This window comes from Arthrobacter sp. fls2-241-R2A-200, from assembly GCF_030209745.1.
GTDB lineage: Bacteria > Actinomycetota > Actinomycetes > Actinomycetales > Micrococcaceae > Arthrobacter.
The window spans coordinates 74338-86947 of the sequence record NZ_JARVRJ010000004.1; the positions used below are offsets into that span (position 1 = coordinate 74338).

The 12610-nt window shown below is 65.8% G+C and carries 22 protein-coding genes; 2 read left to right on the forward strand and 20 right to left on the reverse strand.

Annotated features, from left to right (window positions below; translation table 11 throughout):
• Nucleotides 1-49: 49 nt before the first annotated feature.
• From QRN42_RS04555 to QRN42_RS04565, 3 genes are read right to left on the reverse strand one after another with little or no spacing between them, the layout of a single operon-like run.
• Entirely contained in the window at nt 50-688 is a 639-nt protein-coding gene (locus tag QRN42_RS04555; protein ID WP_284975276.1) for a hypothetical protein, read from the reverse strand.
• Complete coding sequence (locus QRN42_RS04560) at nt 685-1806, reverse strand: hypothetical protein (RefSeq protein ID WP_133830748.1); 1122 nt, start codon at nt 1804-1806, stop codon at nt 685-687. Before QRN42_RS04560 ends, QRN42_RS04555 begins: the two co-directional genes overlap by 4 nt.
• On the reverse strand, nt 1806-2363 hold the full coding sequence (locus QRN42_RS04565) for a hypothetical protein (RefSeq protein ID WP_133830749.1): 558 nt from the start codon (nt 2361-2363) through the stop codon (nt 1806-1808). Before QRN42_RS04565 ends, QRN42_RS04560 begins: the two co-directional genes overlap by 1 nt.
• Before the next feature lie 125 nt (nt 2364-2488).
• On the opposite strand from QRN42_RS04565, the gene QRN42_RS04570 reads away from it, so the two are divergent.
• Together QRN42_RS04570 and QRN42_RS04575 are read left to right on the forward strand one after the other, a co-directional pair.
• Nucleotides 2489-3178: an SDR family NAD(P)-dependent oxidoreductase gene (locus QRN42_RS04570; RefSeq protein ID WP_284975275.1), complete on the forward strand. Its 690-nt coding sequence runs from the start codon at nt 2489-2491 to the stop codon at nt 3176-3178.
• Between the two features lie 2 nt (nt 3179-3180).
• On the forward strand, nt 3181-4266 hold the full coding sequence (locus QRN42_RS04575) for a hypothetical protein (RefSeq protein ID WP_071416438.1): 1086 nt from the start codon (nt 3181-3183) through the stop codon (nt 4264-4266).
• Here QRN42_RS04575 and QRN42_RS04580 read toward each other — a convergent pair.
• The 17 genes from QRN42_RS04580 to QRN42_RS04660 all read right to left on the reverse strand — a co-directional run bounded on the left by QRN42_RS04580 (nt 4263) and on the right by QRN42_RS04660 (nt 12570).
• The gene (locus tag QRN42_RS04580) at nt 4263-4952 is read right to left on the reverse strand and encodes a class I SAM-dependent methyltransferase (RefSeq protein ID WP_133830751.1); all 690 of its coding nucleotides are present in this window, start codon (nt 4950-4952) and stop codon (nt 4263-4265) included. The genes QRN42_RS04575 and QRN42_RS04580 overlap by 4 nt on opposite strands.
• Before the next feature lie 160 nt (nt 4953-5112).
• Nucleotides 5113-5460 (reverse strand): hypothetical protein, encoded by a 348-nt coding sequence (locus QRN42_RS04585; protein ID WP_133830752.1) that lies wholly within the window; start codon nt 5458-5460, stop codon nt 5113-5115.
• Nucleotides 5461-5488: 28 nt separating this feature from the next.
• Nucleotides 5489-5851, reverse strand: coding sequence for a hypothetical protein (locus tag QRN42_RS04590; protein ID WP_056387508.1), 363 nt, complete (start codon nt 5849-5851; stop codon nt 5489-5491).
• 108 nt (nt 5852-5959) lie between these two features.
• Complete coding sequence (locus tag QRN42_RS04595) at nt 5960-7261, reverse strand: replication-associated recombination protein A (protein ID WP_133830753.1); 1302 nt, start codon at nt 7259-7261, stop codon at nt 5960-5962.
• Between the two features lie 3 nt (nt 7262-7264).
• A complete protein-coding gene (locus QRN42_RS04600; protein ID WP_133830754.1) occupies nt 7265-7717 on the reverse strand; it encodes a hypothetical protein in 453 nt (150 codons plus the stop codon).
• 29 nt (nt 7718-7746) lie between these two features.
• Nucleotides 7747-8061 carry a hypothetical protein gene (locus tag QRN42_RS04605; RefSeq protein WP_133830755.1) on the reverse strand — a complete coding sequence of 105 codons (315 nt, stop codon included), beginning with the start codon at nt 8059-8061 and terminating at the stop codon, nt 7747-7749.
• Nucleotides 8062-8090: 29 nt separating this feature from the next.
• The gene (locus QRN42_RS17985) at nt 8091-8501 is read right to left on the reverse strand and encodes a WhiB family transcriptional regulator (protein WP_133830756.1); all 411 of its coding nucleotides are present in this window, start codon (nt 8499-8501) and stop codon (nt 8091-8093) included.
• Between the two features lie 202 nt (nt 8502-8703).
• Nucleotides 8704-9048 carry a hypothetical protein gene (locus tag QRN42_RS04615; protein ID WP_071416432.1) on the reverse strand — a complete coding sequence of 115 codons (345 nt, stop codon included), beginning with the start codon at nt 9046-9048 and terminating at the stop codon, nt 8704-8706.
• Nucleotides 9045-9575 carry a hypothetical protein gene (locus QRN42_RS04620; RefSeq protein WP_156783997.1) on the reverse strand — a complete coding sequence of 177 codons (531 nt, stop codon included), beginning with the start codon at nt 9573-9575 and terminating at the stop codon, nt 9045-9047. Before QRN42_RS04620 ends, QRN42_RS04615 begins: the two co-directional genes overlap by 4 nt.
• Nucleotides 9530-9871 carry a glutaredoxin family protein gene (locus QRN42_RS04625; RefSeq protein WP_056387525.1) on the reverse strand — a complete coding sequence of 114 codons (342 nt, stop codon included), beginning with the start codon at nt 9869-9871 and terminating at the stop codon, nt 9530-9532. Before QRN42_RS04625 ends, QRN42_RS04620 begins: the two co-directional genes overlap by 46 nt.
• A 59-nt stretch (nt 9872-9930) precedes the next feature.
• The gene (locus tag QRN42_RS04630; RefSeq protein ID WP_284975274.1) at nt 9931-10611 is read right to left on the reverse strand and encodes a hypothetical protein; all 681 of its coding nucleotides are present in this window, start codon (nt 10609-10611) and stop codon (nt 9931-9933) included.
• The gene (locus QRN42_RS04635; protein WP_056387532.1) at nt 10608-10877 is read right to left on the reverse strand and encodes a hypothetical protein; all 270 of its coding nucleotides are present in this window, start codon (nt 10875-10877) and stop codon (nt 10608-10610) included. The genes QRN42_RS04630 and QRN42_RS04635 overlap by 4 nt, the downstream gene beginning before the upstream one ends.
• Entirely contained in the window at nt 10874-11074 is a 201-nt protein-coding gene (locus QRN42_RS04640; RefSeq protein ID WP_056387535.1) for a hypothetical protein, read from the reverse strand. Before QRN42_RS04640 ends, QRN42_RS04635 begins: the two co-directional genes overlap by 4 nt.
• Entirely contained in the window at nt 11071-11388 is a 318-nt protein-coding gene (locus tag QRN42_RS04645; RefSeq protein ID WP_056387538.1) for a hypothetical protein, read from the reverse strand. Before QRN42_RS04645 ends, QRN42_RS04640 begins: the two co-directional genes overlap by 4 nt.
• 104 nt (nt 11389-11492) lie before the next feature.
• Nucleotides 11493-12011 carry a hypothetical protein gene (locus QRN42_RS04650; RefSeq protein WP_056387540.1) on the reverse strand — a complete coding sequence of 173 codons (519 nt, stop codon included), beginning with the start codon at nt 12009-12011 and terminating at the stop codon, nt 11493-11495.
• An 89-nt stretch (nt 12012-12100) separates the two neighbouring features.
• On the reverse strand, nt 12101-12400 hold the full coding sequence (locus tag QRN42_RS04655; protein ID WP_071416427.1) for a hypothetical protein: 300 nt from the start codon (nt 12398-12400) through the stop codon (nt 12101-12103).
• Nucleotides 12397-12570, reverse strand: a complete 174-nt coding sequence (locus QRN42_RS04660) for a hypothetical protein (RefSeq protein ID WP_156400143.1) — start codon at nt 12568-12570, stop codon at nt 12397-12399. The genes QRN42_RS04655 and QRN42_RS04660 overlap by 4 nt, the downstream gene beginning before the upstream one ends.
• Nucleotides 12571-12610: the final 40 nt, after the last annotated feature.

A 12610-nucleotide genomic window follows, 5' to 3' on the forward strand; every position in this document is an offset into this window, starting at 1 on the left:
ATGCGGTGGCATCGGCACATTTCCGGTTGCGCCGGAGCAGCGGGCAGTCCTAGCCGGCCGTGGGCATGTACGCACTGGCTCCGAGCATCACGGCGGCCGCCAGGCCGGATCCGAGTGTGAGCTCGAGGCGTGTGTGGTGCTTTAGCTTCAGCCGGGCGAAGGCGACCACGGGCAGCAGGGTTGGGAGGGCGAGCAGCCACCAGGGCGAGAGCAGCATCGCCGCGAGGACGACGAGGGAGGTGAAGCAGAACGCGTGCATGGAGACTTTCGGTCCCAGGAGGGTCACTCCCCCGGCAAGGACGAGCCCGGCAACCATCGTCGGCAGGATCCACAGCAGCGGGCGCGGTGCGTCCAGCAGCACCGCCGTTGCCATGCCTCCAAGCACAGACGCCACGCAGACCAGGAAGACCCGCCAGCGCTGATCGCGCCGGGTGACGTGTCGATCGGTGAGCTGCTCGCGCCGCACGGCGACATGGATGGTTGCTGTCGGGATCACTGCGCAGAAAGAGCCGATCAGGATGCCCCATCCGAGACCAACCCATGTATGCGGGTGGCCTGTGACGCCGCAGAGGACGCAGATGAGGAACACGGACACAGCGGGCGCGAACACGTCACTGAGGATCCGGGCGGCCCGGGCCGCAGGATCGCCGGTCTCGGGGATGCGTATTTTCGTTCCGTTCCCGGTCATCGCCCGTCCGTCCCATTCATGGCACTCATCGCTACTCGGATCTCGTAGAGGCTCTGCACAGAGGCGGCCAAGGTTTCGTCGTCTTTCAGCTTGAGCGTGCGGAGCCGGCTCAGGGCGAGTGTGAACCACCCGAGGCTGGGAACGGCGTTCTCGCCGCTGAGATGGCGCACCAGCCCCGCCGACAGGTGCGGATCCTCGGGGTGCTGCCTGTGCAGGGGTTCCAGTGCGGGGTCGTGGTCCTCGCGGATGAGTCTGAGCGCGTCGTGGGTTTCGATGGTGAGCCTTGAGAGCGTCATCAGCTGATCGAACCCCTGCCTGTCTTCGGGCGGAAGCTTTACGTCGGGGTGAAGAGTGGTGGTCGTTCGCCACAAAGGTACGACGACCTCGTGCGCGAGGCGGAGCGCGAGCCTCACCTGCGTTTCTATGCTGATGCGGCGGATGACCCCTGTTGCGAGTCCCAGGAAGAAGAAGCTGACAACGGTGACGAGGAGTTGTGTCCTCAGTTCAGTTCCGCCGACGACCGGACTGCCAAAGAGGTCCAGGAGTGATGAGCCGATGAACAGGGCAGATCCGATGGCCCCCGTAAAGACGAATGCAACCGGAAGGCGGGCGGAGAAGGGTTGGTTCTTCTGCGTCATGGTCCGCCAACAGCCGACGGCAACTACGGCAGTTGCCGCGGCGAATGCAGAGAGGTACAGGAAGTTGTAGGAGATCAGTGCCCAAGCCTGGCCGCGGGCAAGGGCGGCGTCGATGTCGACCCGGTCGTAGATGGTGCCGTCGGCATGGACGGGGATGAACCACACCAGCACGGCCTCGCCCAGGGCGATGATCCCGGCGAAGAGGTAGATGAACCGGGTTGCACGTCGTGAAAGCGGAGTCGCGCGGAACGTGAGGATGAGCAGCGCCACGGATACCTGGGCGGTCAGGATGGCAAGGCGCTTGAGGAGGTCGACGGCAGGTCCGTCTAAGGGCGGCTCCACGCCACGGCAGACCGTGGCCACGAAGAGGGCGGCACAGGTGACCCTGAGAAGGTTAACCCGGCGTCGGCGTCCTTGATACAGGGCAGAGACGATGATGATCAGGCCCATGGTGATACCGACAATGATGATCTCAGTCATCAGATCTCACCGTCCTCGTTTGATCCGGACAGGAAGGCGAGGACCTCGCTGCGTTCTTCCGATGCCCGCCGCTTCCGGTGCAGAGCATCCATCAGCCGCATGCCGGTGGTCTCGGCGCGCTTCTCCACCGGATCGTCGAACATGCTGCGCAGATGGGTGCAGTCGGTGTCGGCCCGGACGTCGCCGTGCAGGATATGGGCGAACTCGTGGAGGATTGTCTGCTCAATGTTGAGGGGCGGGAGCTCAGGGTCGTAGAAGACGTGGGCCACTCGTCCGATCACAGTGGTGAGGCCGCTGACCTCATAATGGCGCATCTCATCCGGGATGGGCCGTATCACGATCTCGAGGCCGCAAGCTGAGGCGATGGCTTTCCCGAGTGCTTCGAGGCTCAACTCGTTCGGCCAGTCGAAGAGGTCGAGCTGAGCGGGCTTCGGGGTGCAGCTGGTGGCACCGACCTTGGCAGCGCCTTTGCGCATCAGTCGGGCGAACAGGGGGTGACGGGGCTGGCCGTTCCGAGGCGTATCGGCGGTCGCAGCGGATGGAATAAAGGCAGGCATCAGCGTTCCTCTAAATAGCGAGAAGAGCGGACACCGCCTGTCGTTTGTCAACGAAGGGGTACAAGTCCAGTAAAGTTCCGTGTCACAACTTTACAACCTGGGAGGGTAAGAAAAAAATGAGCGACATGGGGAGAACTGCCCTGGTGATCGGTGCAACCCGTGGGATCGGGGCGGCCACGGCTCGAGCCCTGCTCTCCGCCGGCTACCGGACGGCGGGTACGCATCGTACCGGGGGGACCGTGCCCGAGGGGGTGCTCCCCCTCGAGATGGATGTGCGTGACAGTAATTCGATCGCAGCTGGCGTCAAGGCGGCTGCCGCCGACCTGGGTGGTCTGGATGTGCTCGTCGTCGCAGCAGGGATCACCCGCGACAAGCTGCTCATGCGGATGAGCGAGGAGGACCTGATCGAGGTCATGCAGGTCAATGCGATCGGGCCGATGCTGGCCTGCAAGGCGGCCCTGGGGCCGATGCTGCGGCAGCGCGGCGGATCGATCGTGCTGGTTTCATCCATGTCCGTGAAGTACGGCGTTGTCGGCCAGTGCAATTACACTGCATCCAAGGGGGCATTGGAAGCGTTTGCACGATCGATGGCCAGGGAGTACGCAGCCCGGAACATCCGGGTGAACGTTGTTGCTCCCGGCGCAACTGATACGGACATGATGGCTGATGTTGCTGAGGAGGCACGGATGGCAATGCTGGAAGGAATCCCGCTGGGTCGGTTCGGGACGGCAGATGAAGTCGCTTCGGCGATCATTCACACCGCGGAGAATACCTACATGTCGGGGGCCACTGTGCAGGTCTCAGGCGGTATTTGATCATGCAGGTCCAGCTGGATGTAGGTTCCTGGGGCCTTTTCTGCGGAAGCGACGGCAAGCAGCTGGTTCTGGTGGACGATAAGCCCTGTGGTCCGGTCTCCGCTCGGAAGCCCACGCGTGCAATTCCCAGGCGTCTTCTACTTGATGAGAACCGCATCGCCCAGGTGATGCGCAGTGGCAATGTAATTTCCGAGACAGTCCCCCATGCGGACGAGCAGTGGGCAGTTGAGGTACGGCCCGTCTTCTCTCCACGTACCTCCACGGTGATCGGTGTCCTCGCCGGCGTGGCCAAAGCGGCTGATCCGCTTCCGGAACCACCGCTGGTCGGTGGCTGGGAATGGGAGATCGAGCGTGACGCCGACGGTCAACCAACACTGCGCCGGCGCACGTACTGGGACCGGAACCTGTTTCGTATCTATGACGTCGACACAAGCGTCGCCCAGCAGCGCAGTGGCTATTGGGAAGCCGGGGAATGGGCGAGCGAGCTCATCGACCAGTCCGACCGGATGCGCGTGAACAGCCTCATCCGCGACGGCATCCAGGACGGGCTGATGGGCGTAACGGGCAAGGTCCGGTGCCTGACCTACAACATCGTCACAGGTTACGGCACGGCTTCACAGGACCGTCGGCACATGCGCCTGGTCGGCGTGATTCCGCCGATCGAGCCCGATCACGACAAGATCTATCTGCAGGGCTTCAGTTACGAGGCCCCGGAGACTTTTCACGATATGGCCTTCGAGCAAGACGCCAATGCGGGGCGCGTGGACGACGTGCTTCGCGGAGTCATGGCCCTGGCCAAGGAACCGATGGCCGTCGTCGACTCTGCAACGCTGGATGTTCTTATGACGTCGCCATCGTGGCGTCGGGAAGACTTCGGGTATGTCGGCGGCCTTGGTGAATTTGCCATTGACGCTTCAGGTGAGTTGCACAGGTTCATCGCGGCTGCGGCGAGGGATACCGCTCGTTCTCAATCGATGGGTCTGGCGCTTCGCCGGGTCGACGGTTCCGTGCAGAATGTGCGCATCACCGCCACCGGAGTCAGGTCTGGGGCTGAAGGGCGGGATGCAGTCATCAGGCTCGACTTTTAGTCGAGTCCACCTGCCCCGCCGTTTCGCAACGGGTTTCGTGCACTGAACACCGCCACGGTACCGATGACGTCGACCTTCACTTGGTCGAAGCTTCGCCGCAGTACAGCCTCAAGTCCTGCGGCGTCGTCTTCGCGGTTGTGAAAGATGCCCAGGCGGTTGTACAGGGCCATGAAGCCGCGGCCGATGAGGTTGTGGCTCACGCCACTGCCCAGGATGGTACTGCCGAACAGCACACCGTCAGCAGCGAGCCGCTCCCCTAGGTGTTTGAAAGCTACGCCCTTGTCCGCCCAGGAGCCGGGAACGCAGTGGAAGACGTAGTTCGCCGCGATGGAATCGAATTGGCCGAGAGCCTCGGGGATCGGTTCGAGGACGTTCGCGGTCACACCTCTGGTGCTTACGTGGGTGTGGGCGAGTCTGGACGCTGCGTGCTCCACGCTGTTTTCGTTGAGGTCCATGAGTGTGATCTCAGCAGATTCGGGGAGGTCGGCATTGGCGAGGTACCAACCAGTGCCGGGACCGACATCGAGATGGCGGGTGCCGATGCAACGGTTGTACTGGTCTAGCATGAGCTGGCTGGGGCATCGCCAGGCCAGCGAATTGGAGAACTTCACGACGAGCAGGTCGTAGAAGCCCAGCACCGGCTTGCTGTAGATACCTGCGCCGCGGCGCACTTCCTGGTCGTTCATGTGATCGGAGCCTATCGGTCGAGGTCGGTGAAGTGAGGGTCAGCAGGGTGGTTTCACGAAGGAGCAAGGACGGCTGTGCTGGGGTCCGTGTCCACTGGGTAGCTCTGAGATTGCATCCTAGTGGAAGTAGTTCCACTGGTGAAGTCGAGCCGGTGCGGCGTCAGCCGAAGACCAGCTCGCCGTAGCAAGCGGTCTGAAGGATGATGTCAAGGTCTTGGACGCAGCCGAATCCGAGCTGTTCGGACTCGATGGCGGCAGAGCAGCAGAGGTGGTACCCCTTCTGCTTGGCCTTTCGAAAGGCTTCCTTGATTTGGGCGGCCGACAGCTCGTAGTCCTTGGTCTTGGACTCGTCATCAGACTCTGGATCGTCAAGTGTGATGCTCACGTGCAAGCCGTCCTCTGTCAGCTTGCTCCCGTGGTACCAGGGAAGCGCGCCACCGAAGTAGAACTCTTCGACGTCCTGCAGGACTGAAGCTGCTGATTGGGTGAAGATACCGGTGTTGGTCATGTTTCCATTCCTTCGCGATTCCGTGCGATCAGGGCAAAATGACTTCGCGGGAGGCGAGGTCGGAGAGAACGGCCGGATCCGGGACCCGTGCATCGACGCTGTCCTCCTCACAGAGGGCATCGATCAAAGGGTGGCCTTCCAGCGCGCTGCGGGCTTCTGTGGGAGATGCGAAGACGACAGCTGTGCGGGGATGGAACTCCCGGTCGATGAGCACGTAGCCTAGTTCGCCGGGCTCGCGGCGCTGCATGCGCAGCAGGTCGAGATGCAACCGTGCCTGCGCTTCGACGGCGGCGACGTCGATACCAAGATCTGCTGAGAGTCGGTCGTCCACAGTCCTGGGCTTGTCGGACTCCGGGGTCTGCCTCGCGCGTTCAGTGTTGTCGTTGATCATGCTCATCCCCTCTCGTAGGTCTTGTGGAAGCCGACGACTTTGCTGGTGATTTTCCATGCAGCGACGATCCAGGATGATGCGGCCACGGTTCTACCTCTGGTCCGCGATCTAGTCGAGGGGGTTCCTGTCCTCCACGGTCATCTGATCGATCGCAGCCAACCGTCTGGCGATTGTTTGTTCGAAGCCATTGCCGGTAGGACGGTAATACTGTGTGCCGCGGACGGCATCGGGTAGGTATTGCTGCAAGACAACTCCGTGTTCGAAGTCGTGAGGGTAGAAGTAGCCTTCTCCGTGCCCGAGGCCCTTCGCGCCCGGGTAGTGCGCGTCGCGCAGGTGCACTGGCACGCTCCCGGTCCGGCCGCGCCGGACGTCTTCCAGCGCTTGGTCGATGCCGCGGATGACGGCCGGCGACTTGGGGGCCGTGGCGATTGCGACCGTTGCCTGAGCGAGGTTGAGCCGCGCCTCGGGCATACCGATCAGCTGGACTGCCTGGGCGGCGGCCACTGCGATGCCCAGCACCGAGGGGTCGGCCATGCCGACGTCCTCGGAGGCGTGCACCACCAAGCGCCGTGCGATGAACCTCGGGTCCTCCCCCGCCTCGATCATCCGGGCCAGCCAGTGCAGGGCCGCATCCGGGTCGCTGCCTCTCATGCTCTTGATGAATGCGCTGACGACGTCGTAGTGCTGGTCGCCATCGCGGTCGTAACGCTGCAGCGCAGCGCCGGTGACCTGCTCCAGCACCTCGCGGTCGACGACGCTCTTGCCTGCGGCCTGCGCAGTTGCGACAGCGGTCTCCAGCCGGTTCAGCGCCTGGCGGACGTCGCCGCTGGACAGCCCTGCAATGATCTGCAGCGCGGGGTCGGCGAACCCGATCCCGGTGGCTGAGAGGACCGGGTCCTCCTCTAGGGCACGCGAGAGCAGGTTCACGACCTCGCCGTCCTCCACAGGGCGTAGGACCAGCAGGATTGAGCGCGAGACCAGTGCCGAGTTGACCGAGAAGCTCGGGTTCTCGGTGGTCGCGCCGATGAGCGAGATGACCCCGGCCTCCACGGCGGGCAGGAGGACGTCCTGCTGCGCCTTGGAGAAGCGGTGGATCTCGTCAATGAACACGAGCGTCTGGAGGTCGTCGTCGAGGGCCTTCTGGGCTCCGGCGAGCGTTTTGCGGACATCGGCTACGCCGGCGCTGGTCGCAGAGAGCTCGACGAAGCGGCGGCTGGTCTGGCGGGCGATCACCGAGGCGATGGTGGTCTTGCCGACGCCGGGCGGACCCCAGAGCAGGACCGAGGTCGCACCCTCGCCCTGGGCGAGCAGCTCGAGCGGCGAGCCGGGAAAGACCAGGTGCTCCTGGCCCACGATCTGGTCGAGGGAGGTGGGCCGCATGCGGGCGGCCAGGGGTTGGATGGCACTCATGGTCTACTCCTTGTTTGGTTCGAGGCGGGCGATCTCGGCCTCGACCCGGGCTTCTTCGCTCTGTGCCGCGGCGGTGCGCGCCCTGGCCTCGGCGAGCCGGGCACGCGCCTCGCGCAGCGCCTGCGCGTCCGACATGGCCTCGACGGCGTGGATCGCTTCGAGCACCGGTGCGGCTGCGTACGAGGGCACCCGGACGCCGATCTGCAAGTAGAAGTCGTCACCGTCAGATGCGTGACCGACGCTGGGCGGCCGGCCGAACGCTGTCGTGCACTCCTCGTTCTTGCGCGTGTGGATCCGGCCGGCGAAGACCTGGGCGGCGGTCACGCTGCAGTCCGCGACGGCGGCGTGGATGGCCCGGAGCACCGGCTCGACGAGCTGGGTGTCGGTGCGCTGCTGTGGATTGACGGTCGGCAGGAGTCCGGGGTCGAGGTGGCTGTCTTCGATGCGGGGGTGCATGGTTGCTCCTTTTGCGGCGGGGGTGGCCATCAGCTCTCGATGCGCGTGAACGGGCCGGAGTTGTGGACGAACAAGGCGATGATCGGCGCGTACCGGGCGTCGCGGTGTACGCCGCCGGCGTCGGTCCAGCCGCCTTGGGCGTCGAGCGTCCAGCGGTCGCCCGTTGCGTCGAGGTACTCTCCCGGCTCGGCCGGGAGCCGATGCTGTTTCACCATCCGGCGGAGCTTGCGGTCAATGGCGGCGCGTTTCCTGGCCGGCATGGGCGCGCCTGTAGTCCGTTCAGGGGGATAGGCGTCCCCGGGCAGCAGGTTCTGCTGCCTGAAGCGGCGCGGGAACAGTGGCATGGCGGTCCTTTCAATTGACGGTGCTGCGCTCAGGCGGAGACGGCGTCCCCCCGCTCCTTGTGCCGGGCGAGCACCCGGTAGACGGTGCGGTCGGTGACCTCGGCCATGTCGGCGATGGTCCGGGGGTCGATCCCTCTGCCGGCCATCGCGACGATGAGGGTGTCGCGTTCCTGCTTTTGCGCCTGGGCGGCGCTACGGTGTGCCACCGGTGAAGTCTTGATAAGGCGGTCGCGTTCGGCGGTGCTGAGTCCGCCCCAGATGCCGAAGCGCTCGTCGGCGCTCAACGCGTAATCCAGGCACTGTGCGCGCACCCCGCACTGGGCACAGACCTTCTTGGCGTCGGTGGTGTTGCCGCCCTTCTCCGGGAAGAACGCGTCGGGGTCTGTTTCTGCGCACAGGGCATCCCTGCGCCACTTCTCGTCGGGGTCCTCACCGCTCATGACGGTGCGGCCGGGAGGCGGGTGTTCTGCTGTGCGAGCACCGTGGCTCCTCCTAGAAGTTGTCGTGCGTGTGTCGGTACTTCGTTCTCGGGGTGTGCGGGCACAGAGCCCCGGAGGATCCCATTCCTCCGGGGCTCTGTGCGCGAGGCTTCCGTCCTGTACTCCGGGGCGGCTGCGCCGCGCGCTGCTCCCGCTGTTCCTTTTAGTCACTGAAAAGGTGCGCGAAGTGTTCGTCGCTGAGGTCAATCTCGACACGCTGGCCCTCACGAGAGACCGTGAAGACGCAGCCCTCGTCAGCACTGGGCTGCCATGGTCCGCGCTGGAAGACCTCCCGCCAGACCTTGCTGGCGGCCTCAGCGGGCGATGCAGCATCCTGGTCGATCGTCCATCCGACGAGGTACTCCTCGCTGCCGGTGCCCTCAAACGGGTCGAGCTGATCCCGGGGGAAGACCTGGTCGAGCGCACGCTCGAAGTCTTCCCGGGTGGTGTCGCCGCCGGACACAGCTCCGCGGACGAGGTCGGCAAGGCTGTCGATGTGCAGGCTCATGGGGTTGCTCCCTGGGTTTTGGTTCGGGTGGGGTCTGCTGCGACCAGCGCGGCGATGAGCTCGAGGTCGTCTCCGGTGTCGGGGTCGATGAGGGTCCCGGCGGATCCGATGTCGGCCAGCGGCTGCTCGTGCGTCTTGCCTGCCGTGTCCCGGTAGACGAGCGTCACGCCGGACAGGTCCACGGCCGTGGTGCTTACCGGGGAGGACTCGGAGGCCTCGAACGCCGGCCGGATCGCCTCGATGAGCGCGATGAGGTGCTGTACCTCTGCTTTCCGTTCGAGCAGCGCCTTGCGCTGGAGTGCGCGCTGCTCGAACCGGGCCAGGTGCGCGTCGCAGCAGGTGTCGGTCTTGTCGGGTTCGTCCTTGGGATAGGACAGCAGGTAGTGGTCCGTCTCGACGGATTTGTCGACGAGCGTATCGAGCAGGATGTCGGCCTGCCGGGCGGTGATGCTGAGGCCGAGGCGCTGCTGCGCCGCTGCCATCAGGACGCCGCCTTCCGGTCCTCCGGGACGATGCCCTTGGTGCACAGCCGGACGAGGGCGGTGAGCATGTCCTGGCGGTGCCCGCCCCAGTGGACGGTGCGGCCGGAGGCCAGCTTGACGACGATCACGGGTGCCTGGGCATATCCGAGGTCTTCGGTGATGTGGCGGTGGTTTTCATCGCCCTGCTCGATGTCGATTTTGGTGTACTGCATCGCGGGCTGCTGCCGATCGAACAGGCTCTTGGCCTTGTCGCAGTTGGGGCACTCCGCCGGCCCGTAGATGGTGATTTTCGGCGCGGTGTGGGCGGTCCGGGGCAGGTCGCCGATCGTGGTGGGGGTCATGGGACTTGGTTTCCTTCTCTCCCCTGCTGGGGGTCGTTGTGGTGTGGAGGCCCTGGCTCTCAGACGTCGGGCTCCAGGTCGAACAGCCCGGGCTGGGCCACACGCTCGCGCAGCTGCCGGGCGGGTTCCTCGCCGAGGCGCTCGACGGCCTTGTCCAGGTCGCGGTAGGCCTCGGACTCGCCGAGTCCACCCATGGCCTCGATCTGGAAGTACAGCTCGGCGAGCTCCCGCTCGCTCAGGCGGTGGCCGAGCACCTCGGGGGCAGCGAGGTCGGTGTACGAGGCGCTGTAGCCCAGCTCCCAGTCGGACTCGGTCTGCTGCTCGGCCGTAAAGGCCACGAGGATGCCGTGGTCGGGCACGAGCGCGCCGACGAGCAGGTCCGCCAGCTGGTCCGGTGTCGGGCTCCACGGCTGCGCCTGCTGGAGGACTGCGCGGACCTTGGTCCGCAGCACTGAGTCGGCGTACAGCCCGGGCTTCCCGCACGGGCAGGTGCCCGCGAGGGGGCCGCGATCGATGGGCACCCAGAGCCCGTGGTCGTGCTCGAGGTGTTGGTCGGCGTCGTGCCGGGCGATGGCTGCTGGTGTCGACATGACCGTGCTGTGCTGCCAGCTGCACCCGATGCACGCCATGCCGTCTGCGCGCTGCTGGCCGTAGACGTAGACCTCGTGCTTGCCGGGGTGCTTGGCGCACTTGCCGTCCGGCGTCGCGTCGACCCACCAGTCGGGCAGGGGCGCGTTCACGGCTTCACGTCCTTGGCTGTGCTGTGCATCTCGGCGAGATGGGCGATGGTGCGCCGGCGGAGCCCGTCGTAAAGCGCCCAGAAGGCGTCGTCGCGCGCGGCGAGCTCGTGTATCCAGCTGTTGATCTGTCCGTCCGGGAGCGCTGCGATCTCCGCCGCCTGCTCCGGATCGAGGCCGTGGGCCTCCGGGGCCTCCCGCAGCTCGGCGCGCAGTGACTCTGCGTCGAGCGCGATTCCGGTTGCGGGCCCTCGGTTGTTGTCGGTCATGGGTGGTCTCCTCGGTGTCGCTGCTGGTCGCGGATCGCCTGTCGCTCCCGCTCGCGGCGGGTGCCCTTGCGGGGCTTGGGGGTGTGCCGCTGCGTCGCACTGGACTTGCGGAGTTCCCGCATCCAGTGCGCCTGTTCGGGATTCGCCGACGGCCGGAAGCCCTCGGTGGAGTAGTGCTGCCTGCGCTTTCGGCTCATGGGTTCTTCTCCTCCGCCACGCGGGCGATGTGGCGGGCGCAGCCAGCCGCCCACGTGCGGGCATCGGCGGTCTGCGCGGCGGCCACCGCCTTCGCGGCGCGGTCGGCGTCGATGGGCAGCCGATGCCGGATGAGCAGCGCCAGGGTGACGTCGAGCATCACGGTGCGCTCGTGGTCGCTCAGCTCCGTCTGCTCGGAGTGCTCGTGCACCCCACGGCGTTCGTGCAGGGCACGGTCCGCCCGCGAATCGAGCAGGGTCTGCTCGATCTCAGGGACGAGCTCTTCTGCGGTGGTCGTGGTGGTCTGGGGCGTCATGCGGTTCTTTCCGCCGGGCCGCTTGGCCCGGGATCGAGGAGCCCCGTCGCGCCGCCGTCCCACAGGGACCCGGCCGCGGCGAGGCTGCGGTCGTGTGGTCTGGGTCAGTCCTTCGAGCCGTCGCGGAACTGGAGGTACTCCCGCAGGGTCGGCGCGTCCGCGCCGGGGAGCGAGATCCGGTCGAGGGCTCCGTACAGGTCCTCGTCTCCGATCAGCTCGCCCTCGTGGGCGACGACGGCTTGCGCCAGGCGGACCAGCAGGACCTTCATCTCCTCGGCGCGCTCCTCGTCGGCGGTCCGCAGGCGCTTGATGTCGATGAGGCGCTTCTCGCAGAGGCTCTTGAGGTAGAGCGCGCCCTTGCGCCACTCGAGGAACTCGATCAGCTGTGTGCTGTGATCCAGCGGGGACAGCCGCCAGATCTCGGCGTCGTCCTGGCGGAATGAGAGCTGCTGGTCGATGCTTGAGGCGGTGGTCTTCAGCCAGTGCTCGGTTTGGTTGAGGCCGGCCGGCGTGGTGGTGACCTCGGCCCAGACTGCGTCATCGCGCAGGCAGCTGCGCATCACGGCGTCGAGCGGGTCCTGCAGGCGTGGAGGTGCGGGGCGGGCGGTGGTCGTCATGGTCATGGCGGATGTCCTCGTCGGTCGTGTCGTTGATGGTCTGCGGAGCGTCGGCCCCGACAGCGCGCCCGTGGCGCTGGTTGTGGAATTAGGTCTCAGTTCCTGGTGCCGAAGCGCAGGTCGGGCCAGATGGGCTCGACCGAGACGCCCAGCAGCTGGATACGGGGGTCGCGGTCCTTGGCGCGTTTCCAGGCGCGGCGAACGGCTGCGGCCTTGTTCCGGGCCTTCTTCTGGTCGTCGAACGGCCCAATCAGGCGCGAGTAGGTCTGGGGGCTGGCGGACTTCAGGCTCTCGGCCTGCATCATCACCACGACGCCGTAGCCGTTGGCCTCCTCGGCCACCAGGTCCTCCCAGGAATCGTAGGTGCGTTCGGTCTGCGTGCTGTACGCCTTCATGGCGAGACCTCCTGGTCGTCGTGACGGATGTCGATGGGCCGCTCCCAGAGCGGCATCCCGTCCTCGCCGGTCTCGGCCGAGAACTCGAGGCGGACCTCCGGCTGGTCTATGTGTGCGCCGAAGTCCGACCAGCCCGCAGGCGGGAGCCGGTAGATGGGCTGCTCAGCCATGGGACTCGCTCCTTCTCGTTGTGGTGTCGTGGCAATGAGG